We start from the raw sequence: 22,402 nt of genomic DNA on the forward strand, positions 1-22,402 counted from the left end.
TCCGCGCTTTGTTAAGATGTCAGACGTGCTGGCCGCCATTGATATGAATTTCCGAACCCGTCACATAGGATGAGGCCTCGGAGCAGAGGAAGTAGATGGTTTCCGCCACTTCCGATGTCTTGCCGAGGCGGCGCATCGGAAGCTGTTCCACCAGCTTGTCGGTTCCCGGTGAAAGGATCGCCGTATCGATTTCTCCCGGTGCAATGGCATTGACGCGGATACCGTAAGGGCCGAAGTCGGAGGCCATTTCGCGGGTCAGGGCAGCAAGTGCGGCCTTCGATGTAGCATAGGCGGTTCCGGCAAAGGGGTGCACGCGGCTCCCCGCGATCGAGGTCACATTGACCACCGAGCCATGTGCAGCCTCGAGTTCCTTGAACAGGCCACGTGCCAGCATGATCGAGGCAAGGAAGTTGACCTGAAATACATCGCGCCAGACCGCCATGGGCGTTTCGATGGAATTCATGCGGCGTCCGCCCTCCGCCTTCGGCGAAATGCCTGCATTGTTGACCAGTGCATGAAGCTTGCTGCCATCGGCTTCGAGACGGCGGCGGATCTCGGCGATTGCCTTGCCAACATCTTCCTGATCGGCGAGGTCGACCTTGATGTGATCTTCCGGACCGGCAGGCCAGGGGCAATTGTCGGAAAAATCCTGTCGCGAGCAGGTGATGACGCGCCACCCGGCCCGCGAAAAACGCTTCACCGTCGCATGACCGATGCCACGGCTGGCACCGGTCAGGACCAGAGTTTTACGTTCGGTATCCGCCTTGGGAGTATCGGAACCGGCAACGTCTGTTTTGGTGACTTGGGACATGGAAACCTCGCTCTCCAATCTTGAATAGACCAAGCCGCTCAAGATTTCGAGGGGAATTAAAGCGCATCACGAAAAGTGTGAAACGGTTTTCGGAAACTGTGCGTGTTAGCGGAAATAGTGAGAGCGTTGATCTGACTTAATCAGATCGAAACGCGCTCGAACAAGCTTGGATTGAAGCTGCTTCACTTGATCGCGAGTAAAGGCCGCCAGTGGCGGCCTCTATTGATGTTACTGTGAATTACCCATGATGATATCGAGCAATGTCGTGGATTTTCCTGGCTGCTGCGGCTGCCCGCCGCCCACGTCGCCTGGCGGCATCGGGCGGTAATTGTCATTGGCATTGGCCGGGTAAGTCGTAGCGCCGGGCTGTTCGGCGAGTGGGCGGCCCGTCTCATTCGACTGCTGGATGCTGTTGCGGGCCGTGGAATCCGGAGCAGGTGGCCAATAGCCGTCATCACCATTAGCCGCCATCGGCTGATTGCCATAGGAATCCTGCGGCATCATGCCGGGATCGTAAGGCGCATTCGGATCGATGCCGTCGCTGCCACCGGGAACGACGTTCTGGATATCGTAATGGCCGGGAAGCTCGGCAACCGGCACGCCCTTATGTGCTTCCTTCATGAAGTTTTTCCAGGCGGCGACCGGTAGGGTCGAACCGAACACGCGCTTCATGCCCTTGCCGTCATCATTGCCGAACCATACACCGGTTGTGAGGTTGGCCGTATAGCCGACAAACCACGCATCGCGGAAATTCTGGCTGGTACCGGTCTTGCCTGCAGCGGGCCAGCCGAAGGCGGCGCGCTTTGCCGTCCCGTCTTCCACCGTGCGCCGCAGCATGGCGTTCATCATGCCGACATTGCGTTCATCGATGACACGCGGGCCAACGCCATCTTCCTTCTGATAAAGAACCTTGCCGTCGGAATCCGTCACCTTGGTGATGAAATAGACCGGCGCGCGATAGCCGCCATTGGCAAAAGGCACATAGGCATCGGTCAGTTCCAACAGGGTCACTTCCGACGTGCCGAGTGCCAGCGAGGCATTGGCTTCGAGTTTGGACTGAACGCCGAGCCGATGGGCCGTGTCGATCACGGTCTGTGGGCCGACTTCCATCACGAGCTGCGCGGCAACGGAATTCAGTGAATGAGAAAGGGCGGTAGCCAGCGTCACCTGTCCCATATATTTGCCGTTATCGTTGCTCGGCGTCCATTTGCCGATACGAACCGGAGCATCGTTGCGTACCGAGTCCGGTGTCCGCCCCTGTTCGAGCGCTGTCAGATAGACGAAGGGCTTGAAGGATGATGCAGGTTGGCGGTGAGCATCGGTGACACGGTCGAACTGGCTTGTGGCATAATCGACGCCGCCGACCATGGCGCGCACTGCGCCGGTACTGTCAATGGAAACGAGCGCACCCTGACTGGCGTTCATCTTTGTGCCGCTCTGGGAAATCTGGTCCTTGATCGCCTCTTCACCTGCGCGCTGCAGGTTCAGATCGATGGTGGTCTGGACGGTGATGTCTTCCTTCGCTTCACCGATCAGCTCGGGTAGTTCCGCCACAACCTTGTCGGCAACGTAGTTTTCCGAGCCCTGCCAATAGGATGGCGCACGCGTCATCGGTTCGCTTTCGGCGATGGCCATCTGGCTGTCATCGATCATGCCTTCCTCGCGCATGGCGCCCAGCACCAGCTTGGCACGTGCGGCGGCGGCTTCCGGATCGCGGGCAGGCGACAGGCGCGATGGTGCCTTCAGAAGACCGGCAAGGGTTGCCGCTTCCATCAGGTTCACATCCTTGGCGGGCTTGCTGAAATAACGCCGGGAGGCCGCATCAACACCGAAAGCGCCGGAACCGAGATAGACCCGGTTCAGATACATCTCGAGAATCTGGTCCTTGGTGTATTTGTGCTCAAGCCAGAGCGCGAGCATGACTTCCTGCACCTTGCGCTCAAGCGTGCGGTCGGGAGAAAGAAACAGGTTCTTGGCAAGCTGCTGGGTCAGCGTTGATCCGCCCTGAACGGCGCGGCCCGAAACAACGTTGGTTACTACTGCGCGGGCAAGGCCGATGGGGTCAATGCCGAAATGCGAATAGAAGCGGCGATCCTCGATAGCGATGACGGCCTTCGGGATAAAGGGCGACATTTCATGCAAGCCCACGGCCTCGCCGCCGGTAGTCCCGCGATTGGCGATCAGGTTTCCGTTGACGTCAACGATACGCACATTCGGTGGACGATCAGGAATGGCCCAATCCGTCGTCGGCGGCATCTTGGCCGCGAAATAGACCAGCATGCCTGCAAAGGCGATACCGCCCCAGAGGCCAAGTACGAGGCACCAGTAGATCGAGCGGCGCAGAAAGCCGAAAAAGCCACGCGGCTTCTTCTTGCCACGTCGTGAAGCGCGTGGTTCCGGTTCTTCTGATTGCCTGCGTCGGCGCTGCTGTGAGCGTGCCATGCGATCCTCCTCGTCGACGCGAAAAACCTCGTCATCTTTTTTCTCTTCGCCACCGAAGGAAGGTTCGATGCGCCGGTTTTTATCGTCACGCGATGTCATGTCAGCCTGGATCCGCCCACCCGTTTGCCGGTCCAATCGTGATGTGGACCGGTCATTCTGAATAATGTCTGCGTGCTTTACGGGATTTTGTGCCGCAAAAGCAAATAAGGGCCTAATCCGGTGCAGGGTAAATGCGGCAGTTTAAAGGGACGTAAATCGTTCACACACAAAAAAGGCTCCGCGGGGGCGGAGCCTTTTCTCAGTTATAAGCCCGATTATGTGCTTATCCCAGGGCGACGAAATGCTAACGCATCATGCCCTGAAAATGCTCAATCGCCGCACAGGCTTAACCAAACGCGATGAGCCAAACTCATCGAGTTTGGTATTAGAACTTGTAAGCAACACCGAGGCGGATATCGTTGGTCTTGAACGAACCGCGTGTCGCGGTGTTGCCAAGGTCGAAATCCTTGTTGCCGAAATCGGTATAGCGATATTCGAGGCGCAGAAGGACATTGTCGGTCGCAGCGTAGTCAACGCCGGTACCAACAGTCCAGCCGGTCAGGGTCTTGTCGTTGTTATAGTCGCTGCCGCCGACATTGAGCGAGTTCTTCACGCCGCCGAAAGCAACGCCACCGGCGATGTAGGGCATGAAGCGGTCAACGGCATAACCAGCGCGTGCGCGAACAGCGCCCGACCACTGCAGCTTCGTTTCAGCTGAAGTCTGAACAGCGTTGCTGTTCGAAATATAGTCGTGCGACTTCTTCAGGTCGTTGTAGTCGAAGTTGCCGTCAACGCCGAGAATGACGTTGTTGCCCATGTCGAAGTTATAGCCAGCATAGACGCCACCGATGAAGCCGTTCGGCTTGAACTCGTTGGACTGATCCGTGGACTTGTCGTCAAGCTTGGCGCGGCCCCAGCCCCAGCCAATCTCACCACCGATATAAGCGCCGCCCCATGAGAAGGCGGGAGCTGCCATTGGGGCAGGTTCCTGCGAAACGATTGCGTCGGCTGCATAAGCACCGGTGCTGGCGACGACTGCGAGCAGGGAAGCGCCAAGTAGAATTCTGAACTTCATCGAAAACTCCTATAAAATATGTTCGATATGGATTTTCAAATAGTATTTCTATGCCATGATGTATGTAACATTATGGCAACATAAATATAGTTTAGAAATAACTTAATATACAATTTGTTATTATTCAATTTTTGCTTTACTAAAAAGCAAACTACGAATGTTTTTCGTTCTATGTATTTTAGTTATAAATAAATTTCATCCAAATAAATTCAGGCCTATGCCAACGAAAAAAAGGCCCCGCGATGCGGAGCCTTTTCAGATATGTTTTCAACCAGAATTAGAACTTGTATGCGACGCCGAGGCGAACTTCGTTCGTCTTGAAGTCCTGATTGACATTCAGGCCGCCAAACTCAATGTCCTTATCGCCATAGTCGGTGTAGCGATATTCGAGGCGAACGATCAGGTTGTCGGTTGCGGCATAGTCAACGCCGGCGCCTGCAGTCCAGCCGGTAAGCGTCTTGCTTTCGGAGAAGCTGCCGATACCGTCAATGCTGCCGCTGTTTTTGATGTTGCCGAATGCAACACCACCGGCGAGGTAGGGCATGAAGCGATCAACCGCATAACCGACACGTGCGCGAACGGCGCCGGACCAGCGAAGCTTGGTTTCGAAATCGCCAACTGCGAGGTCGCCGCTGTAGACATCGATGTCCTTGGAAACATCGTTGTAGGTCACGTCGCCGTCGATACCGAGAACGATGCTGTTGCCGAGATCGAAGTTGTAACCGGCATAGATGCCGCCGAGGAAGCCATCCGGCTTGACGTTGCCAAAGCTATAGACGTCGCCGCTGAAATCGGACTTGCCCCAGCCGTAGCCGATCTGGCCACCGATGTAAGCACCGCTCCAGGTAAAGGTTGGTGCAACCACAACCGGAACTGGTTCCTGCTCGATGACAGCGTCGGCAGCCTTTGCGCCTGTAGCGGCCACAAGGGCAACAGTCGATGCAAGAAGAAGGGCCTTGAGCTTCATGATAAACCTCCTGAAGGAAAGTCTCAGAACCAATATTTGTCCCTAATATAAGCGATTGCTGTCAAAAGTCTGTAGCAAACGAGACACATCAAGGGGAATGTCGCCAGAGCGGTACACGTTAGCGTGAGCACCCTGTGAGGAGTCTTGATGTCGTCAGGCGCAATATGGCGCAGACACGCGCAAGTTATACCGGATGTAATTCCGCCGTTGTCGCGTTATAGAAAGCGACAGAACTTGCGGGGGAAACGGAAATGCATGACGCGAAGGGCATGAATGGGCGGGTCGACTGGGTCGATATTGCCAAGGGTATCTGCATCATCTTCGTGGTCATGATGCATTCGACGCTAGGCGTGGAGAAAGCAGCCGGCGCCCAGGGCTGGATGCACTATGTGGTCGCCTTTGCCAAACCCTTCCGTATGCCGGATTTCTTTATGATATCAGGCTTGTTTCTCAGTCTTGTGATCGACCGGCCATGGCGGCGCTATCTTGACCGCAAGGTCGTGCATTTTCTCTATTTCTATATTCTGTGGCTGACGATCCAGTTTACGTTCAAGGCGCCGGGCATTGCCAGCGAAGCCGGAGTTTCCGGTGTGGTGAACGCCTATCTGATGGCTTTCATCGAACCGTTCGGAACGCTCTGGTTCATCTATATCCTGCCTGTTTTCTTCATCGCGACGCGGCTTTTGAAGCACGTGCCGGTAGGCGTGACCTTTACGGCGCTGGCATTTCTCGAAATCCTGCCGATCCATACGGGTTGGATTATGGTCGACGAATTCTGCTCCCGTTTCGTCTATTTCTATGCGGGCTATGCTTTTGCTCCCGCCATCTTCCGGGCTGCGGACTGGCTTCGACAGCGCCCGCTCATCGGTGTTGCCGGACTGCTGGTCTGGGGCTTGATCGAATACAAGCTCGTCTTCATGCCAGTGCCGGAAAGCCTTGCCGCGCTGATATCACCCGCAAGCGACCTTCTGGATAGGCGGGGCGCAATCAGCGATCTGCCGGTCGTTTCACTTCTCCTGGGTCTGGTGGGTGCGCTGGCAATCATTTCCATATCTTCGCTCCTCAGCCTGCTGTCGGCCAGAAACTGGCTGCATCGAGGCTTGAGCTGGCTCGGTGCGCATTCGATTGTCGTCTATCTGGCTTTCTTCCTGCCGATGGCCATTGCCCGCACAGCGCTGCTGAAACTCGGCATTGGCGATATCGGTACAGTCTCGCTCCTGACGACAGCCAGCGGCGTCATCGGTCCGGTCATTCTTTATGGCTTTATCCAGTGGAGCGGTTACGGACAGTTTCTGTTCCGCCGTCCCGGCTGGGCCTATATCGATCAGGCGCCGCAAAAGAAAACGGCGGCTACCGCCGCCGTTTGATCTCATCACGAATGGGCGAAAATGTCGTCCTCGGGCCAGCCCATCAGATCGAGTTCCGAGCGCGTTGGCAGGAACTTGAAGCAGGCTTCGGCCTGTTTCGCACGGCCATCGCGTTCCAGCCGCTGTTCGAGCACGGCTTTCAGACGATGCAGATAGAGCACGTCGGAAGCCGCATATTCGAGCTGCGCAGCCGACAGTGTTTCCGCTGCCCAGTCCGATGATTGCTGCTGCTTGGAAATCGAAACGTCGAGAAGCTCGTTGCAAAGCTCTTTCAGGCCATGGCGGTCCGTATAGGTACGGGTCAGCTTCGATGCGATCTTGGTGCAGAACACAGGTTGCGGCATGGTGCCGAAAGCCTGCGCCAGCACGGCCAGATCGAAGCGGCCAAAATGAAAGATCTTGGTGATCGAGCGATCCTTCAGAAGCTTGACCAGATTGGGGGCCTTCTTCTGGCCGGCTTCAATCTGAATCACATCTGCCGTGCCGTCGCCGGGCGAAATTTGCACCACGCAAAGCCGGTCGCGATGCGGGTTCAGGCCCAGTGTTTCGGTGTCGATGGCGACCGCATCGACTTGATAGTTGTCGAGGTTCGGCAGATCGTTCTTGTGAAAACGGATAGTCATTCAGTTATCCTTACTTCGCGGCGATAGCCGCCATAATACGTGCCCAAGAGCGTTGTCCTTTGTGGAAGGAGTTCAGCTCGTATTTTTCGTTGGGCGAATGGATGCGGTCATCTTCGAGGCCAAAGCCCACGAGCAGCGATTCCATGCCGAGGAACTTGTCGAAGTCGCCGACAATCGGGATCGAGCCGCCCATGGCGATCAACACGGCTGGCTTCGGCCATTCGTCGGAAAGCGCATTCTTGGCCTTGGAAACAAGCGGTGAATCGTAGGGTAGCTGGATGGCTGGCGAGCCACCATGCGGATGGAACTCGACCGAACAATCGGCTGGCAGACGTTCCTTGACGAATGTGCGGAAGGCTTCGCGGATTTTGACCGGGTCCTGCTTGTGGACAAGACGGAACGAAACCTTGGCGGAAGCTTCCGCTGCAATGACGGTCTTGAAACCTTCGCCGGTATAGCCGCCGGTGATGCCGTTGACTTCAGCGGTCGGGCGCGCCCATGTCAGTTCCAGAACGCTGCGGCCTTTTTCGCCGGATGGAATGGACAGACCGATCGGACCGAGGAAGTTTTCAGCCGTGCGGCCAAGGCTTTCCCATGACTTCAGAATCTGCGTCGGTGTTTCTTCGACGCCCTCATAGAAATCGGGAACTGTCACGCGCCCGGTTTCGTCGTGCAGGTCGGCCAGAATTTTTGTCAGGACGTGGATCGGGTTTGCCGCAGCACCGCCGAAGAAGCCGGAATGGAGATCGCGATCGGCTGCCTTGATGACGATCTCCTCGCCGACGAGACCGCGCAAGCCCACGCTGATGGCAGGTGTTTCTGCGTCCCACATGGCCGTGTCGCAGACGAGTGCCACATCGGCCTTCAGCTCTTGCTTGTTGGCGTCGAGGAACGGCTTCAGCGATGGCGAGCCGGATTCCTCTTCACCTTCAAACAGGAGTGTCACCTTGACTGGCAGATTGCCATTGATCGCCTTGTAGGCGCGGCAGGCTTCCACAAAGGTCATCAGCTGGCCCTTGTCGTCGGACGTGCCGCGACCGGTCAGGATCTTGCGGCCATTACCCACGTCCTTGATAGCCGGATCGAAAGGATCGTTTTCCCAAAGATTTAGCGGATCGACCGGCTGCACGTCATAGTGACCATAGAACAGCACGTGCGGCGCATCCGGTGTCGCGCCTTCATGATGGGCAACCACCATCGGGTGGCCGGGCGTGTCGCGCACACTGGCATCGAAACCGATTGTCTTCAAATCTTCGACGAGCCATTCCGCAGCCTTGCGGCAATCGGCCTTGTAGGCCGGGTCGGTCGAAATCGACTTGATCCGCAAAAGATCGAACAGGCGATCGAGGCTCTGATCGAGATTGGCGTCGAGGTGGCTGAGTACTTTGTCGAGCGATTGCGCAGACGATTGCTGGGACATGGAAATTTCCTGACGAGTCGTAACGTAAACTGGCGGCACACTACAACCAGCGTCGTCAGGATGAAACCCGGTTTGGAAGAAAGAAGAGCCTCGATAAAATGAATTGGCCGTTACGGTGAGGGGGTACCGCAACGGCCATGTCACTACACTCAAAGCGGTAGCCCGGAGAGGGGAATGAGGCTACCGCTAGCATCCGGCATCCAACGGGGGACGGGTCAGAAAACCGGCGACCGACGAACTGTCGATGACTGAGATTTGGCCTTTCAACTGTGGCTATTCAAGGGCACGGAAGATTACAAATCTGTAACAAACGTGTTACCGCGACGTGATGGGTTTTCTTTCACGTGGACGGATGTTTCTCCTGACACGGGAGTGGTTTTCTTTAGGCGTCATTTCCTCTAATTCTAGCTTATGAAAAAAGGCGATCATCTCTTTCTCGTTGACGGCTCGGGCTATATTTTCCGCGCCTATCATGCCCTGCCACCGCTGACCCGCAAGACGGATGGTCTGCCGGTCGGCGCCGTCTCGGGCTTCTGCAACATGCTATGGAAGCTCTTGAAAGATGCGCGCAACACCGATGTGGGCGTGGTGCCGACCCATTTTGCGGTCATCTTCGATTATTCGTCGAAGACGTTCCGCAATGAAATCTATCCTGAATACAAGGCCAATCGCACTGCGCCGCCGGAAGATCTCATTCCTCAGTTCGGCCTCATCCGTCAGGCAACGCGCGCGTTCAATCTGCCCTGCATCGAGAAGGAAGGTTTCGAGGCTGACGACCTGATCGCGACCTATGCCCGTATTGCCGAGCAGGCTGGCGGCGATGTCACCATCGTTTCGTCCGACAAAGATCTCATGCAGCTCGTGACGCCAAGCGTATCGATGTATGACAGCATGAAGGACAAGCAGATTTCGATCCCGGAAGTGATCGAGAAATGGGGCGTTCCGCCGGAAAAGATGATCGACCTGCAATCGCTTACTGGCGACAGCACCGACAATGTTCCTGGCATTCCCGGCATCGGGCCGAAGACGGCGGCGCAATTGCTGGAAGAATTCGGCGATCTCGATACGCTTCTGGCCCGCGCTTCCGAAATCAAGCAGAACAAGCGTCGCGAGAACATTCTGGCGTTTGCCGACCAGACGAAGATTTCGCGCGAGCTGGTTACACTCAAGACCGACGTGCCGCTGGATGTCGATCTGGACAGTCTGGTGCTGGAGCCGCAGAACGGCCCGAAGCTGATCGGCTTCCTGAAGGCTATGGAATTCACTTCGCTCACTCGCCGGGTGGCCGAAGCGACTGACACCGACGCATCGGCTGTCGAGCCGTGCCATGTGGAGACAGACTGGGGCGCGGACGCCCATGGTCCCGATGTCGATGTTCCCGCCAAGGCTGATAATGCTGCGTCGCAACCGACATCCGCTGTCGCTGCCTCGGATCAGGGCTACACGCCGAAGGCGCTCGCAGAAAAGCGGGCGACAGAAGCAGCCGCACAGACAATCGATACGAGCGCTTATACCTGCATTCGCGATATCGCCACGCTGAAACTCTGGCTCGCAGAGGCGGTTGAAACCGGTGTTTTGGCCTTCGATACGGAAACGACGTCGCTTGATCCGATGCAGGCGGAGCTGGTTGGTTTTTCTCTGGCCTTGGCGCCGGGCAGAGCCGCTTATATTCCGCTCCAACACAAGTCTGGCGCGGGTGATCTTCTCGGCGGCGGCATGGTCGAAGGACAAATTCCGCTGGATGAGGCGCTGGCCGCTTTGAAGATCGTGCTTGAGGATGCTTCCGTTCTCAAGATCGCGCAGAACATGAAATATGACTGGCTGGTCATGCGCCGCCATGGGATCAATACAGTCTCGTTCGACGATACGATGCTGATTTCCTATGTACTTGATGCTGGCACGGGTAGCCATGGCATGGACCCGTTGTCCGAGCGCTGGCTCGGTCATACGCCAATTCCCTATAAGGATGTGGCGGGAAGCGGCAAGAGCGCTGTCAGCTTCGACATGGTCGATCTCGACCGTGCCACGGCTTATGCGGCAGAAGACGCCGATGTGACCTTGCGCCTGTGGCAAGTTCTGAAACCGCGTCTTGCAGCTGAAGGGCTGATGTCGGTCTATGAACGTCTGGAACGTCCGCTGGTCGATGTTCTGGCGTGCATGGAAGAACGCGGCATTGCCGTTGACCGCCAGGTACTGTCGCGTCTTTCTGGCGATCTGGCGCAGGCTGCCGCTGCCTATGAAGACGAGATTTACGAACTGGCAGGCGAAAGATTCAATATCGGTTCGCCCAAGCAGCTTGGCGATATTCTGTTTGGCAAGATGAGCTTGTCGGGCGCGTCGAAGACCAAGACCGGTCAATGGTCCACGTCTGCGCAGGTGCTGGAAGACCTCGCTGCCGAAGGCCATCCGCTGCCGCGCAAGATCGTCGACTGGCGTCAGCTCACCAAGCTCAAATCCACCTATACCGATGCGCTACCGGGGTTCATCAACCCGGAGACAAAGCGCGTTCATACGTCCTATGCGATGGCGTCCACTTCAACCGGACGTCTTTCGTCATCCGACCCGAACCTGCAAAATATTCCGGTTCGCACAGCCGAAGGCCGCAAGATCAGGACGGCCTTCATCGCCGAACCCGGCAACAAGCTGGTTTCTGCCGATTACAGCCAGATCGAACTGCGCGTGCTGGCCCATGTGGCCGATATCGCGCAACTGAAGCAGGCCTTTGCCGACGGCATAGACATTCACGCCATGACGGCATCCGAAATGTTCGGCGTGCCGGTGGAAGGTATGCCGTCGGAAGTGCGCCGCCGTGCCAAGGCGATCAATTTCGGCATCATCTACGGCATTTCCGCATTCGGCCTTGCCAACCAGTTGTCGATTCCGCGCGAAGAAGCAGGGCAATATATCCGCACCTATTTCGAGCGCTTCCCCGGCATCAAGGACTACATGGAGGCGACCAAAGCTTTCGCGCGCGAGAATGGCTATGTCGAAACGATTTTCGGGCGTCGTGCGCATTATCCCGATATCAGGGCATCCAACCCGCAGGTTCGTGCGTTCAATGAGCGCGCGGCCATCAATGCGCCGATACAGGGTTCCGCCGCCGACATTATCCGCCGCGCCATGATCCGCATGGAAGATGCGCTGGCGGAGCAAAATCTTGCCGCGCGCATGTTGTTGCAAGTGCACGATGAACTGATCTTCGAAGTGCCTGATAATGAAGTCGAAAAGACCATACCGGTCGTTCGTCACATTATGGAAAATGCGGCGATGCCTGCCGTCTCGCTTGCGGTGCCGCTGCATGTTGATGCGCGTGCAGCGCATAACTGGGATGAGGCGCATTAGAGCGCATTCCGAAAAGTGTGAAGCGGTTTTCGGGCCAAATGCGCGTCAAAAAGGACCAGAGCGGCGGTACGATTCAATCGGATCGAATTGCGCTCTGAGGTTTGGCCGGTTGACCTGAGCGGTCCAACCCTATAGGGAAGCATCAATTCTGTTGCTTCGGTGGTCGTCAGGGGAGTCGTGGACAAGTGGGTTCACGGCCAATGGGTATACGGCTTGAGAAGCTTTTTTCGTGAAAGTGGTTCATGTCTTTGCCCGAAACCATCGCTCCGGCTCTGTCCGGAGCATTAGCCGCTCGCGGTTATAATACACTCACCGCCGTTCAAAATGCCGTTCTGGCACCCGAAACGCTCGATGCCGATCTTCTCGTTTCCGCACAGACCGGATCGGGCAAGACGGTTGCTTTCGGCCTTGCCATGGCTAACACCATCCTCGAAGGCGAACTGCGTTTCAGCGATGCCGGTGCGCCGCTTGCCATGATTATCGCGCCGACGCGCGAACTGGCGCTTCAGGTTCGTCGTGAGCTGGAATGGCTCTATGCCGATACCGGTGCGCGCATTGCATCCTGCGTTGGCGGTATGGATATCCGCACCGAGCGTCGTGCGCTGGAACGTGGCGCCCACATCGTTGTCGGTACGCCGGGACGTCTGCGCGACCATATCACCCGTGATGCTCTCGACATGTCGGAACTGCGTGCCGTCGTTCTCGATGAAGCTGACGAAATGCTCGACATGGGCTTTCGCGAGGACCTCGAATTCATCCTTGGCGAAGCGCCGAAAGACCGCCGCACGCTGATGTTCTCGGCAACCGTGCCGAAGCCGATTGCCCAGCTTGCCAAGCGCTTCCAGAACGACGCGCTTCGTCTCACCGTCCAGAGCGAAACCAGCCAGCACGCCGATATCGACTATGTCGCCATGCCGGTGCCGCCGCATGAGCGCGACCACGCGATCATCAATACGCTGCTCTATTACGATTCACAGAACTCGATCATTTTCTGCTCGACCCGCGAAGCGGTGAAGCATATGGCAAGCCGGCTCTCCAATCGCGGCTTTGCCGTGGTTGCGCTGTCGGGCGAACTGAGCCAGGCCGAACGCAACAACGCCTTGCAGGCAATGCGCGACGGTCGTGCCCGCGTCTGCGTGGCAACCGACGTTGCCGCGCGCGGCATCGATCTGCCCAATCTCGACCTCGTCATTCATGCCGATCTTCCGAACAATCCCGAGACGATGCTGCATCGTTCGGGGCGTACGGGTCGCGCCGGTCGCAAGGGCACCTGTGTGCTGGTTGTGCCGTTCTCGCGTCGCCGCACTGCAGAGCGCCTTCTGCATATGGCGAAGCTCGATGCGCAGACGGTTCCGGCACCAAGCATCGCTGCTGTTCAGGCCAAGACCAATGAGCGTATTTTGAATGCGGAAGTCTTCAACCAGCCGGTTGAAGAAGAATATCAGGATCTCCTGAAGGCGCTGACCGAGCGTTATACGCCGGAACAGATTGCCGCTGCTTTCCTCAACCGCGAAGTGGCCTCCTATCCGGCGGCGGAAGAAGTTTCCGATGCGCCGGTGCATCCGGTTGGCGGCAAGAAACCCAGAGACCGTTTTGAAAAAGGCGAACGTTCTGATCGCGGTGATCGTTTCGAACGCGGCGAGCGTCGTGAGCGTGGCGAACCGGGCGAACGTTTCGACCGCAATGCTTCTTTCGATGGCGTGTGGTTCTCGGTTTCTGCTGGTCGCAAGCATCGCGCCGATCCGAAATGGCTGCTTCCGCTCATCTGCAAGGCGGGCGATGTTTCCAAGCGCGATGTCGGTTCGATCAAGATTTTCGACAATGAAACCCGCTTTGAAATCACTGCCTCCAAAGCCGATGAGTTCCGCCGTTCGGTCGAAGAACGCGGCACCGGCGAAAAAGGTCTTGTGATCCGCACTGCCGTTGCAGGTGCAGGCGGTGACGCTGCTCCGCGCGAAGGCAAGGGCGGTTTCAAACCACGCGGCGACAAGTCCAAGGAAGGCGGCTTCCGGGATGGCTACAAGAGCGACGGCTATAAAGGCGACCGCTCGAAAGGCGACAAGTGGGACAAGCCACGTGATTTCTCCCGTGGAGACGACTTCAAGAAAGATGGTTTCAAAAAGGGCGGTAAAAAGCCTGAAGGCGGCGGTTACAGCAAGAAGCGTCGCGGCGAGTAAATAACCACGATAAAAGAAAAGCCCGCTAAATAGCGGGCTTTTCTTTGGGTATTATAAAACCCCGAGAAGCTTTCCGGCTTTTCGGGGTTTGTGTTTTTTAAACGTCGAGATTGGCAACGCTCAGCGCGTTTTCCTGAATGAACTCGCGCCGCGGTTCCACGTCATCGCCCATCAAGCGCGAAAAGAGTGAATCAGCATCGGTCGCATCCGTCACCTTGACCTGCAGCAGCGAACGCACGTTCGGATCGAGCGTGGTTTCCCAAAGCTGTTCGGCGTTCATTTCGCCCAAGCCTTTGTAGCGCTGCAGGGTCAGGCCCTTGCGGCCCGTCGCAAAGATTGCGTCGAGCAGGCCCATCGGGCCGGAAAGTGTCTCCACCTTGTCCTTGCGGCGCAGCACAGGTGGCTCGGCAAAGACCTCTGACAGACGCGAAGCCACGCGGTCGATCTGACGGGCATCGGCAGAACCGAGCAATGCCATGTCGAGAATGGCAATGTCCTTCACGCCGCGCACCATGCGCTCAAAGCGATAACCGCCATCTTCCGTCACATGTGCTTCCCAACCACGTTCGGTTTCTTCCGAGATCATGTCGAGACGCTTTGCAACGGTATCGGCGGAACGCTGTGCGGTTGCATTGTCCCTTGATGCATCCGGATGCAGGAGCCCTGCGATGGCAGCCTGCTCCACCACGCGACGGTCATAGCGCGTGTGAAGACCCGCCAGAAGCTGACGCATGGTGCGTGCATCTTCCACCACCGAACGCAAGTCAGTCCCGGCGCGAACTTCGCCGCTTGCCATTTCCAGCGTGGCTTCTTCAAGACCCGTCTCAATGAGGAAGTCTTCGAAGGCGGCCTCGTTCTTGATGTATTGCGAGGACTTGCCACGCGAGACCTTATAGAGCGGCGGCTGGGCGATATAGATATGGCCGCGCTCGATCAGTTCCGGCATCTGCCGGAAGAAGAAGGTCAGCAGCAATGTACGAATATGCGCGCCGTCGACGTCAGCATCGGTCATGATGATGATCTTGTGATAGCGCAGCTTGTCCGGGTTGAAACCGTGCGTTTCATCCTTGCCGATTGATGTGCCGAGCGCAGTAATCAGCGTGCCAACCTGATCGGACGAGATCATGCGGTCGAAGCGGACGCGTTCCACATTGAGGATCTTTCCGCGCAGCGGCAGGATGGCCTGGTTCTGGCGCGAACGACCGCTCTTGGCGGAACCACCTGCCGAGTCACCCTCGACGATGAAGATTTCAGACTTGGCCGGATCGCGCTCCTGACAGTCGGCGAGCTTGCCGGGCAGGGACGTCACGCTCAGATTGCTCTTGCGGGTGATGTCGCGGGCCTTGCGGGCTGCTTCGCGGGCGGCAGCGGCCTGAATGACCTTTTCGACTACAATCTTGCCGCCAGCCGGATGCTCTTCCAGCCAGGTCGAAAGCGCTTCGTTGACGAGGCTTTCCACAACCGGGCGAACTTCCGAGGAAACCAGCTTGTCCTTGGTCTGCGACGAGAACTTCGGATCAGGAACCTTGACCGAGAGAACAGCGGTCAGGCCTTCGCGGCAGTCATCGCCGGTCAGCGTCACCTTTTCCTTTTTGGTCATGCCCGAAGCATCGGCATAGCCCGTCACCTGACGGGTCAGCGCGCCGCGAAAACCGGCCAGATGCGTGCCGCCATCGCGCTGCGGGATGTTGTTGGTGAAGCACAGCACCTTCTCGTGGTAGGAATCGTTCCACCACATGGCGACTTCAACCGTCATGCCGTCTTTTTCACTGCGGATATAAATCGGCTCGTCCAGAAGCGATTTCTTGCTCTGGTCGATATATTTCACGAACTCCACAAGCCCGCCGTCATAGTGCAACTCATGCTCCACCACGTCCGCATGACGGCGGTCGGTGAGCTTGATGCGAACGCCGGAATTGAGGAAGGCGAGTTCGCGCAGGCGGCGCTCCAGCGTATCGAAATCGAATTCGACCATGCTGAAGGTATCGGGCGAGGGCAGGAAGCTGACTTCCGTACCCGTCTCCGCACCGGCATCACCGGTTACCACGAGCGGGGCATCGGCCACGCCATGGGTAAAGCTCATCTCATGAATCTTGCCGGCACGACGGATCTTCAGCTTCAGCCAGATCGACAGCGCGTTCACAACCGAAACGCCAACTCCGTGCAGACCACCGGAAACCTTGTAGGAATTCTGGTCGAACTTACCACCGGCGTGAAGCTGGGTCATGATGACCTCGGCCGCTGAAACGCCTTCTTCCTTATGGATGTCGGTCGGAATGCCACGACCATTATCGGTCACGGTGCAGGAGCCGTCCGGGTTGAGGGCGACGGTGACAAGCGTGGCATGTCCTGCCAGCGCTTCGTCGATCGCATTGTCCACGACCTCGTAGACCATATGATGCAGGCCGGAGCCGTCATCCGTGTCACCGATATACATGCCGGGACGCTTGCGAACAGCATCCAGGCCTTTCAGAACACGAATGGAATCCGCGCCATACTCGGCGGGGGCTTCGGAATTCATCTCGGGCATCTCGCTCATGAAAATCTTTCGAAAAACGCGCTGCGAATGCAGCTTCAAAGATATGTCGAATCACGCGACAAACATGGCTTTAATATAGGTGCTAAAGGCTTTTTTTCCAAATTTTGGCGGTAAATTTGCCGGGGATTCCGGCAGTTGGTTCATATGAGAACAGTACCGGCACCGCTTGGCTTCTGGAACCGCCACAATTGACGCTTATATCGGGTTTGACGGGGGCGTTCTCGACCTGTTTTATGACGAAAGGAACGCTTGATGGAAATTGCGAACGTCATGAGCGAAAGACCGGTTCCATTTGTGCCGCCCGCACCGCGCCCGCGCGAAAAGCCGGTGGGGCGTTTCGAGATGATGCGGGTCGTCTACAAGAACCCGCTCGAGCTTTGGGGTGAGCCTTCCTATAACGAGCGGTGGATTTCCGTCAGCTGGTTCGGCATGAAAACCATCATCGCCAATGATCCGGGGCTGATCCGCCATGTGCTGGTCGACAATGCAGCCAATTATCCCATGTCCGCCATTCGTCAGCGCGTGCTGCGCCCCTTGTTGCGCGACGGCCTGCTGACGGCTGAAGGCCAGGTGTGGAAGCGGTCACGAAAAGCGATGGCGCCGGTTTTCACGCCGCGTCATATCGGTGGTTTTGCCGAGGCCATGCGGGACCGGTCGCTGCAGTTCGTTGAGCGATACAAGACCCCCGGTACGATTACCGATGTCGCCCATGACATGACGCTCCTGACCTATGATATTCTGGCGGAGACGCTGTTTTCCGGCGAGATCGCAGGCGATCCAAACGATTTCGCACATCAGATCGACAAGCTGTTCGAGACCATGGGGCGGGTCGATCCGTTCGACCTTCTGGGGCTGCCCGACTGGCTGCCGCGCCTCACGCGGTTGCGCGGACAGCAATCGCTGGGTTTCTTCCGCGAGCTGGTCTCAAACACCATCGCGCTGCGTAAAACGCGCATGGACAGGCAAGAAGACGTGCCGAGCGACTTCCTTACCCTGCTGTTGCGGGCCGAAGGACCAGATGGCCTGAGCCGCTCCGAAATCGAGGACAACATCATCACCTTCATTGGTGCCGGTCACGAGACCACCGCTCGCGCGCTTGGCTGGACGCTCTATCTACTCGCGAAGGCTCCGCGTGAGCGCGAACGTATCGAAACGGAAATCGACGGCTTTTTTGCAAAAGGCGGACGTGATCTGCCGCCGCAGGAATGGCTGGCATCGCTGCCTTTCACACGTGCGGCCTTCGAGGAGGCTATGCGGCTATATCCGCCAGCGCCGTCGATCAATCGCGAGGCGGCGACCGACGATACATACGATGACTTGAAAATCCCGAAGGGCGCGACCGTGCTGGTTATGCCATGGGTCATTCATCGTCATAGGCTCTACTGGGACCAGCCGGACGCTTTCATGCCTGAACGCTTCTGGCCCGAAAACCGCGACAAGCTCGACCGCTTCCAATATTTGCCCTTTGGGGCAGGCCCGCGCGTCTGTATCGGCGCGAGTTTTGCCTTGCAGGAGGCTGTGATTGCGCTTGCCATCTTGCTCGACGGACGTCGCTTCGAGGTGCTGGAAACGACGAAGCCATGGCCCGTGCAGAAGCTCACTACTCAGCCGCAAGGTGGTCTACCGATGAAAGTGATGAAGCGCTGATTAGCTCTTAAGGCGTTCAGCGTGCCATTTCAGATGATCATCCATGAAGGTCGAGATGAAGAAATATGAATGGTCATAGCCTTCACGCATATTGAGCGTGAGAGGAATGCCAGCCTTCTTGCAAGCCTCTTCCAGAAGCCACGGACGCAAGCCATCATCGAGAAAACCGTCTGCGGTACCCTGATCGACCAGAAATTCCGGGAACCGATAGCCGTCTTCGATGAGCAGCGTGGCGTCATAGGCGCGCCAAGCCCGTTCTTCCGGTCCGAGATATTTTTCCAGTGCCGGTCTGGACCAGCCTGCAGTAGAAGGTTGGACGATAGGTGCAAAGGCGGATGCTGACTTGAAGCGGTCCGGGTTCTTGAGCGCAATTGTCAGCGCACCATGTCCGCCCATGGAATGGCCGGTGATCGCCTGTCGCGACATATCGAGCGGGAACTCGCGTCCCACCAGATCGGTCAGTTCCTTCGTAATGTAGCTGTACATCTGATAATTTCTGGCAAATGGCTCCTGCGTGGCATCGACGTAGAAACCAGCACCTTTGCCGAACTGCCAGTTGTCCGGCTCATCCGGAATGTCATCGCTCCGCGGGCTTGTATCTGGGCAAATGACGGCAATTCCCAGCTCTGCGGCCATTTGCCGATATTCGCCTTTGTCCATGACATTCTGATGCGTGCAGGTAAGGCCGGAAAAATACCAGAGTACCGGTACCGGACCGCCTTTTGCCTGCGGCGGCAGGAAGACGGCAAAGGTCATGTCGCACTGGTTCGTCTCGCTTTTGTGGCGATAGACGCCTTGCATCCCGGCGAAGCTCTTTGCGGTCGAAATGGTTTCCATAGAGAATTCCCAGTTGTGTTCAGCTTCCGAGCGCCACTGCGACATTGACAGACGCGGCGACCAGCACGGTGTTGAAGAAGAAGGAGACGATGCTGTGCAGCAGCGTGACCTTGCGCATCGCAGGCGTCGTCACACTCGTATCGGAGGTTTGCGCCGTCATGCCGATGACATAGGCGAAATAGGCAAAATCCCAGCCGGAAGGTTCCGATGTTCCGGGAAATTCAAAGCCACCGCGATAACGGCTGGCATGGCTGGTATCGTCGCCAGCCGGTTCGCCCGGCTGCCAGTATACGTGTGCATAATGCAAGGCCGTCATCATATGAATGGTGAACCAGCCGAGTGGGACAGACGCAAGTGTCATGACCAGTGAGAATGTATCGGCCTTTGTTTCGCTGTTGATGAGAAGGAACAGCGAGACGATTGCGACGAGAACGGTCGCGAAAGTCACCAGAAAGATGATCCAGACAGGTTCGTCAGCACTTGCGGCGTGCTTTTTCAAAAAGCTGACCGTGAGCTTTGGCAAGGCAGACGCCGCCAGCCCCAGATAGAGCACGAAGAAGCAGTTTGCACCGATGACCGGGGCAAGAGAGCTTTTGAAAAGCCAGGCAATGATGAATGTTGTTACGCCACCAAGAGCGCCAAGATAGAACGACATATGGCGGCGCAGCAGAAACATCAGGCTGCTACTTCCTTTGGATCTAACCGCATATCGACATGCGGTATACCATCTTCGAGATACTCTTCCGAAATCGCGACAAAGCCGAACGACCCGTAGAATTTCTGCAAATGGCTCTGTCCGCCAAGTTCGATCGCTATGCCCGGAAAACGGGCATGAGCGAAATCGATTGCCTCTTTCATTAGGCGCTGACCAAGCTTGTAACCACGATAATCCGGCGCCACGACGACGCGCCCGATTTTCACCGGCTTGCCAGCCTGTTCCGGTGGCAGAACTCGCAGCGATGCTGCAAGTTCCTCGCCGTCGAGAATGCGCAGGTGAAACGCCTCGAAATCCTTGCCGTCGATTTCCGGGTAAGGGCATTTCTGCTCCACCACGAAAACGTCCACGCGCAGCTTCAGCATCGCATAAAGCGCGCGCGGGCTCAGATTGTCGAGTTCATCCCATTGGGAAACGAGAAGCTTTTCACTCATCAGTAGACAATCACCGAACGGATGGACTTGCCTTCATGCATCAGGTCGAAGGCCGTGTTGATTTCATCGAGCGGCATGGTGTGGGTGATCAGATCGTCGATGTTGATCTTGCCGTCCATGTACCAATCGACGATTTTCGGAACATCCGTGCGACCGCGTGCGCCGCCGAATGCGGTGCCTTTCCAGACGCGGCCTGTGACCAGCTGGAACGGACGCGTGGCAATTTCCTTGCCCGCTTCTGCCACACCGATGATGATCGATTCACCCCAGCCGCGATGGCAGCATTCCAGCGCCTGACGCATGACGTCGGTATTGCCGGTAGCGTCGAACGAATAATCCGCGCCGCCATCGGTCAGGTCCTGAATGGCCTGCACCACCTTGTCATTGCCGACTTCGCGCGGATTGATGAAGTCGGTCATGCCGAACTTCTTCGCCATCTCGACCTTGGATGGATTGATGTCCACGCCGATGATCTTGTCGGCGCCGACCATGCGCGCGCCCTGAATGACATTGAGGCCAATGCCGCCAAGACCGAACACTACGACATTGGAACCCGGACGAACCTTGGCGGTATAAATCACTGCACCAATACCCGTGGTCACGCCGCAGCCGATATAGCAAATCTTGTCGAATGGCGCGTCTTCACGCACCTTGGCAACCGCGATTTCCGGCAGAACGGTGAAGTTCGAGAAGGTCGAGCAGCCCATATAATGAAACACTTCGCCGCCATCGCAGGAAAAGCGCGTGGTCTTGTCCGGCATCAGGCCCTGACCTTGCGTAGCGCGGATCGAGGTGCAGAGGTTCGAGCGCTGCGACAGGCAAGTTTTGCACTGGCGGCATTCCGGCGTGTAAAGCGGGATCACATGATCGCCCGGCTTGACCGAGGTCACGCCTGCGCCCACTTCGCGAACAATGCCCGCGCCTTCATGGCCAAGGATCGCCGGGAATTTGCCTTCGGAATCGAGACCCGAAAGGGTGTAGGCATCTGTATGGCAAACGCCCGTCGCCATGATTTCGACCAGCACTTCGCCAGCCCGTGGACCGCCAATCTCGACTGTTTCGATGGTGAGCGGCTTTTTCGCCTCCCACGCAACGGCTGCGCGTGATTTCATGACGATGTTTCTCCCTTTCAGTCTATCTTAGAGCAACGCACTCATTTGAGGTAGGTGCGTAGAATCCGCATGATTTCGTCGATTTGTGTATCGGGATCAGCTTTGGTTTCCTGTCCAAATGTCTCGCGGAAATGACTTTCCAGCACTTCGGCCATCAACCCGTTGGCAGCACCCCGCAGTGCCGCAATCTGCTGCAACAATGCCGCGCATTCCGTGCCAGCCTCCACCGCACGCTCCAGTGCTTCGGCCTGTCCGCGAATACGGCGCAGGCGCGTCAAGGCGCGCTTTTTGTCTTCCGGTGAATGCGGCATGGAATCTCCCGATCTCAGCGAAATCTATATACTCTAGGGGAGTATGTCAATTGTCGGTCGCCAGCCGCAGATGCAGGAGTGGATAGGGGCGTCCCTGATCGTCTGTCTCTGAACGTCCGGTTTCGATAAAACCCATATGCCGGTAAAAGCCGACACCCTGCAGGTTCTGCTCGTTCACATCGACTGTCAGCGGACTGCCGAACGTTTTTGCATGCGTTATCAACTGTTTGCCGATGCCTTTGCCGCGCTGGTCGGGTGCGATGAACAGGCTGTCGATATGACGCTCGCTCATGCCCATGAAGCCGACCGGCTTGCCAGCGTCTTCAATAAGCCAGACTTCGACGTTCGGCAGATATTGCTCGGCCACCAGCTTTTCGATTTCCAGAAAATCATCGCGGCTCAGGAAGTCATGCGTGGCGAGAACGCTGGCGCGCCAGATTTCAGTCAACGCGGGCGCATCGGCCCTGTTCGATTTTCGAATATGGATCATGTGCGTTCCCTGTGTGATAAGCACGAAAGCGGAAGCCTTATCTGACGGAAATTA

Annotated in this window: 17 protein-coding genes; 4 read left to right on the forward strand and 13 right to left on the reverse strand. The window is 57.0% G+C overall.

The window, feature by feature from the left end; all coding sequences use genetic code 11:
• Window positions 1-19: 19 nt before the first annotated feature.
• The 4 genes from KWJ32_RS06885 to KWJ32_RS06900 all read right to left on the reverse strand — a co-directional run bounded on the left by KWJ32_RS06885 (window position 20) and on the right by KWJ32_RS06900 (window position 5,334).
• The gene (locus KWJ32_RS06885; RefSeq protein WP_010657966.1) at window positions 20-811 is read right to left on the reverse strand and encodes an SDR family oxidoreductase; all 792 of its coding nucleotides are present in this window, start codon (window positions 809-811) and stop codon (window positions 20-22) included.
• A 228-nt stretch (window positions 812-1,039) separates the two neighbouring features.
• Window positions 1,040-3,352: a transglycosylase domain-containing protein gene (locus KWJ32_RS06890; protein WP_011982345.1), complete on the reverse strand. Its 2,313-nt coding sequence runs from the start codon at window positions 3,350-3,352 to the stop codon at window positions 1,040-1,042.
• A 325-nt stretch (window positions 3,353-3,677) separates the two neighbouring features.
• Window positions 3,678-4,367 carry an outer membrane protein gene (locus KWJ32_RS06895; RefSeq protein ID WP_011982346.1) on the reverse strand — a complete coding sequence of 230 codons (690 nt, stop codon included), beginning with the start codon at window positions 4,365-4,367 and terminating at the stop codon, window positions 3,678-3,680.
• Between the two features lie 277 nt (window positions 4,368-4,644).
• Window positions 4,645-5,334 (reverse strand): outer membrane protein, encoded by a 690-nt coding sequence (locus KWJ32_RS06900; protein ID WP_010657969.1) that lies wholly within the window; start codon window positions 5,332-5,334, stop codon window positions 4,645-4,647.
• 251 nt (window positions 5,335-5,585) lie between these two features.
• Here KWJ32_RS06900 and KWJ32_RS06905 point away from each other — a divergent pair, with 251 nt between their 5' ends.
• Window positions 5,586-6,701 (forward strand): acyltransferase family protein, encoded by a 1,116-nt coding sequence (locus KWJ32_RS06905; protein ID WP_011982347.1) that lies wholly within the window; start codon window positions 5,586-5,588, stop codon window positions 6,699-6,701.
• Window positions 6,702-6,706: 5 nt separating this feature from the next.
• Here KWJ32_RS06905 and KWJ32_RS06910 read toward each other — a convergent pair whose 3' ends face one another.
• Window positions 6,707-7,324 (reverse strand): ribonuclease D, encoded by a 618-nt coding sequence (locus KWJ32_RS06910; RefSeq protein ID WP_011982348.1) that lies wholly within the window; start codon window positions 7,322-7,324, stop codon window positions 6,707-6,709.
• A gap of 10 nt (window positions 7,325-7,334) precedes the next feature.
• On the reverse strand, window positions 7,335-8,744 hold the full coding sequence (locus KWJ32_RS06915; RefSeq protein ID WP_125300534.1) for a dipeptidase: 1,410 nt from the start codon (window positions 8,742-8,744) through the stop codon (window positions 7,335-7,337).
• Window positions 8,745-9,155: 411 nt separating this feature from the next.
• Between KWJ32_RS06915 and polA the strand changes: the two genes are divergently transcribed.
• Together polA and KWJ32_RS06925 are read left to right on the forward strand one after the other, a co-directional pair.
• Window positions 9,156-12,086 carry a DNA polymerase I gene (gene polA, locus KWJ32_RS06920; RefSeq protein ID WP_011982349.1) on the forward strand — a complete coding sequence of 977 codons (2,931 nt, stop codon included), beginning with the start codon at window positions 9,156-9,158 and terminating at the stop codon, window positions 12,084-12,086.
• Window positions 12,087-12,328: 242 nt separating this feature from the next.
• Complete coding sequence (locus KWJ32_RS06925; protein ID WP_011982350.1) at window positions 12,329-14,263, forward strand: DEAD/DEAH box helicase; 1,935 nt, start codon at window positions 12,329-12,331, stop codon at window positions 14,261-14,263.
• A 97-nt stretch (window positions 14,264-14,360) separates the two neighbouring features.
• On the opposite strand, the gene gyrB is transcribed toward KWJ32_RS06925, so the two are convergent.
• Window positions 14,361-16,802 (reverse strand): DNA topoisomerase (ATP-hydrolyzing) subunit B, encoded by a 2,442-nt coding sequence (gene gyrB, locus KWJ32_RS06930; protein ID WP_040130016.1) that lies wholly within the window; start codon window positions 16,800-16,802, stop codon window positions 14,361-14,363.
• Window positions 16,803-17,072: 270 nt separating this feature from the next.
• Between gyrB and KWJ32_RS06935 the strand changes: the two genes are divergently transcribed.
• Window positions 17,073-18,449, forward strand: a complete 1,377-nt coding sequence (locus KWJ32_RS06935; RefSeq protein WP_125333813.1) for a cytochrome P450 — start codon at window positions 17,073-17,075, stop codon at window positions 18,447-18,449.
• Here KWJ32_RS06935 and fghA read toward each other — a convergent pair whose 3' ends face one another.
• Genes fghA through KWJ32_RS06965 form a run of 6 tightly spaced genes read right to left on the reverse strand, consistent with a single transcriptional unit; the run spans window position 18,450 to window position 22,348 of the window.
• Window positions 18,450-19,286: an S-formylglutathione hydrolase gene (fghA, locus tag KWJ32_RS06940; RefSeq protein WP_151609716.1), complete on the reverse strand. Its 837-nt coding sequence runs from the start codon at window positions 19,284-19,286 to the stop codon at window positions 18,450-18,452.
• Between the two features lie 19 nt (window positions 19,287-19,305).
• Entirely contained in the window at window positions 19,306-19,962 is a 657-nt protein-coding gene (locus tag KWJ32_RS06945; RefSeq protein WP_094514651.1) for a DUF1345 domain-containing protein, read from the reverse strand.
• Window positions 19,962-20,435 carry a GNAT family N-acetyltransferase gene (locus KWJ32_RS06950; protein ID WP_094514653.1) on the reverse strand — a complete coding sequence of 158 codons (474 nt, stop codon included), beginning with the start codon at window positions 20,433-20,435 and terminating at the stop codon, window positions 19,962-19,964. Before KWJ32_RS06950 ends, KWJ32_RS06945 begins: the two co-directional genes overlap by 1 nt.
• A complete protein-coding gene (locus KWJ32_RS06955; RefSeq protein WP_011982356.1) occupies window positions 20,435-21,547 on the reverse strand; it encodes an S-(hydroxymethyl)glutathione dehydrogenase/class III alcohol dehydrogenase in 1,113 nt (370 codons plus the stop codon). The genes KWJ32_RS06950 and KWJ32_RS06955 overlap by 1 nt, the downstream gene beginning before the upstream one ends.
• Window positions 21,548-21,588: 41 nt before the next feature.
• On the reverse strand, window positions 21,589-21,858 hold the full coding sequence (locus KWJ32_RS06960) for a metal/formaldehyde-sensitive transcriptional repressor (protein ID WP_010657981.1): 270 nt from the start codon (window positions 21,856-21,858) through the stop codon (window positions 21,589-21,591).
• A 46-nt stretch (window positions 21,859-21,904) separates the two neighbouring features.
• Entirely contained in the window at window positions 21,905-22,348 is a 444-nt protein-coding gene (locus KWJ32_RS06965; RefSeq protein ID WP_094514655.1) for an acetyltransferase, read from the reverse strand.
• Window positions 22,349-22,402: the final 54 nt, after the last annotated feature.

Source organism: Ochrobactrum sp. BTU2 (assembly GCF_024539785.1).
GTDB lineage: Bacteria > Pseudomonadota > Alphaproteobacteria > Rhizobiales > Rhizobiaceae > Brucella > Brucella anthropi.

Excerpts from the sequence above, each read along its gene's own strand:
- KWJ32_RS06885 (WP_010657966.1), bottom strand. The coding sequence starts at position 811 with ATGTCCCAAGTCACCAAAACAGACGTTGCCGGTTCCGATACTCCCAAG.
- KWJ32_RS06890 (WP_011982345.1), bottom strand. The coding sequence starts at position 3,352 with ATGACATCGCGTGACGATAAAAACCGGCGCATCGAACCTTCCTTCGGT.
- KWJ32_RS06895 (WP_011982346.1), bottom strand. The coding sequence starts at position 4,367 with ATGAAGTTCAGAATTCTACTTGGCGCTTCCCTGCTCGCAGTCGTCGCC.
- KWJ32_RS06900 (WP_010657969.1), bottom strand. The coding sequence starts at position 5,334 with ATGAAGCTCAAGGCCCTTCTTCTTGCATCGACTGTTGCCCTTGTGGCC.
- KWJ32_RS06905 (WP_011982347.1), top strand. The coding sequence starts at position 5,586 with ATGCATGACGCGAAGGGCATGAATGGGCGGGTCGACTGGGTCGATATT.
- KWJ32_RS06910 (WP_011982348.1), bottom strand. The coding sequence starts at position 7,324 with ATGACTATCCGTTTTCACAAGAACGATCTGCCGAACCTCGACAACTAT.
- KWJ32_RS06915 (WP_125300534.1), bottom strand. The coding sequence starts at position 8,744 with ATGTCCCAGCAATCGTCTGCGCAATCGCTCGACAAAGTACTCAGCCAC.
- polA (WP_011982349.1), top strand. The coding sequence starts at position 9,156 with ATGAAAAAAGGCGATCATCTCTTTCTCGTTGACGGCTCGGGCTATATT.
- KWJ32_RS06925 (WP_011982350.1), top strand. The coding sequence starts at position 12,329 with ATGTCTTTGCCCGAAACCATCGCTCCGGCTCTGTCCGGAGCATTAGCC.
- gyrB (WP_040130016.1), bottom strand. The coding sequence starts at position 16,802 with ATGAGCGAGATGCCCGAGATGAATTCCGAAGCCCCCGCCGAGTATGGC.
- KWJ32_RS06935 (WP_125333813.1), top strand. The coding sequence starts at position 17,073 with ATGAGCGAAAGACCGGTTCCATTTGTGCCGCCCGCACCGCGCCCGCGC.
- fghA (WP_151609716.1), bottom strand. The coding sequence starts at position 19,286 with ATGGAAACCATTTCGACCGCAAAGAGCTTCGCCGGGATGCAAGGCGTC.
- KWJ32_RS06945 (WP_094514651.1), bottom strand. The coding sequence starts at position 19,962 with ATGTTTCTGCTGCGCCGCCATATGTCGTTCTATCTTGGCGCTCTTGGT.
- KWJ32_RS06950 (WP_094514653.1), bottom strand. The coding sequence starts at position 20,435 with ATGAGTGAAAAGCTTCTCGTTTCCCAATGGGATGAACTCGACAATCTG.
- KWJ32_RS06955 (WP_011982356.1), bottom strand. The coding sequence starts at position 21,547 with ATGAAATCACGCGCAGCCGTTGCGTGGGAGGCGAAAAAGCCGCTCACC.
- KWJ32_RS06960 (WP_010657981.1), bottom strand. The coding sequence starts at position 21,858 with ATGCCGCATTCACCGGAAGACAAAAAGCGCGCCTTGACGCGCCTGCGC.
- KWJ32_RS06965 (WP_094514655.1), bottom strand. The coding sequence starts at position 22,348 with ATGATCCATATTCGAAAATCGAACAGGGCCGATGCGCCCGCGTTGACT.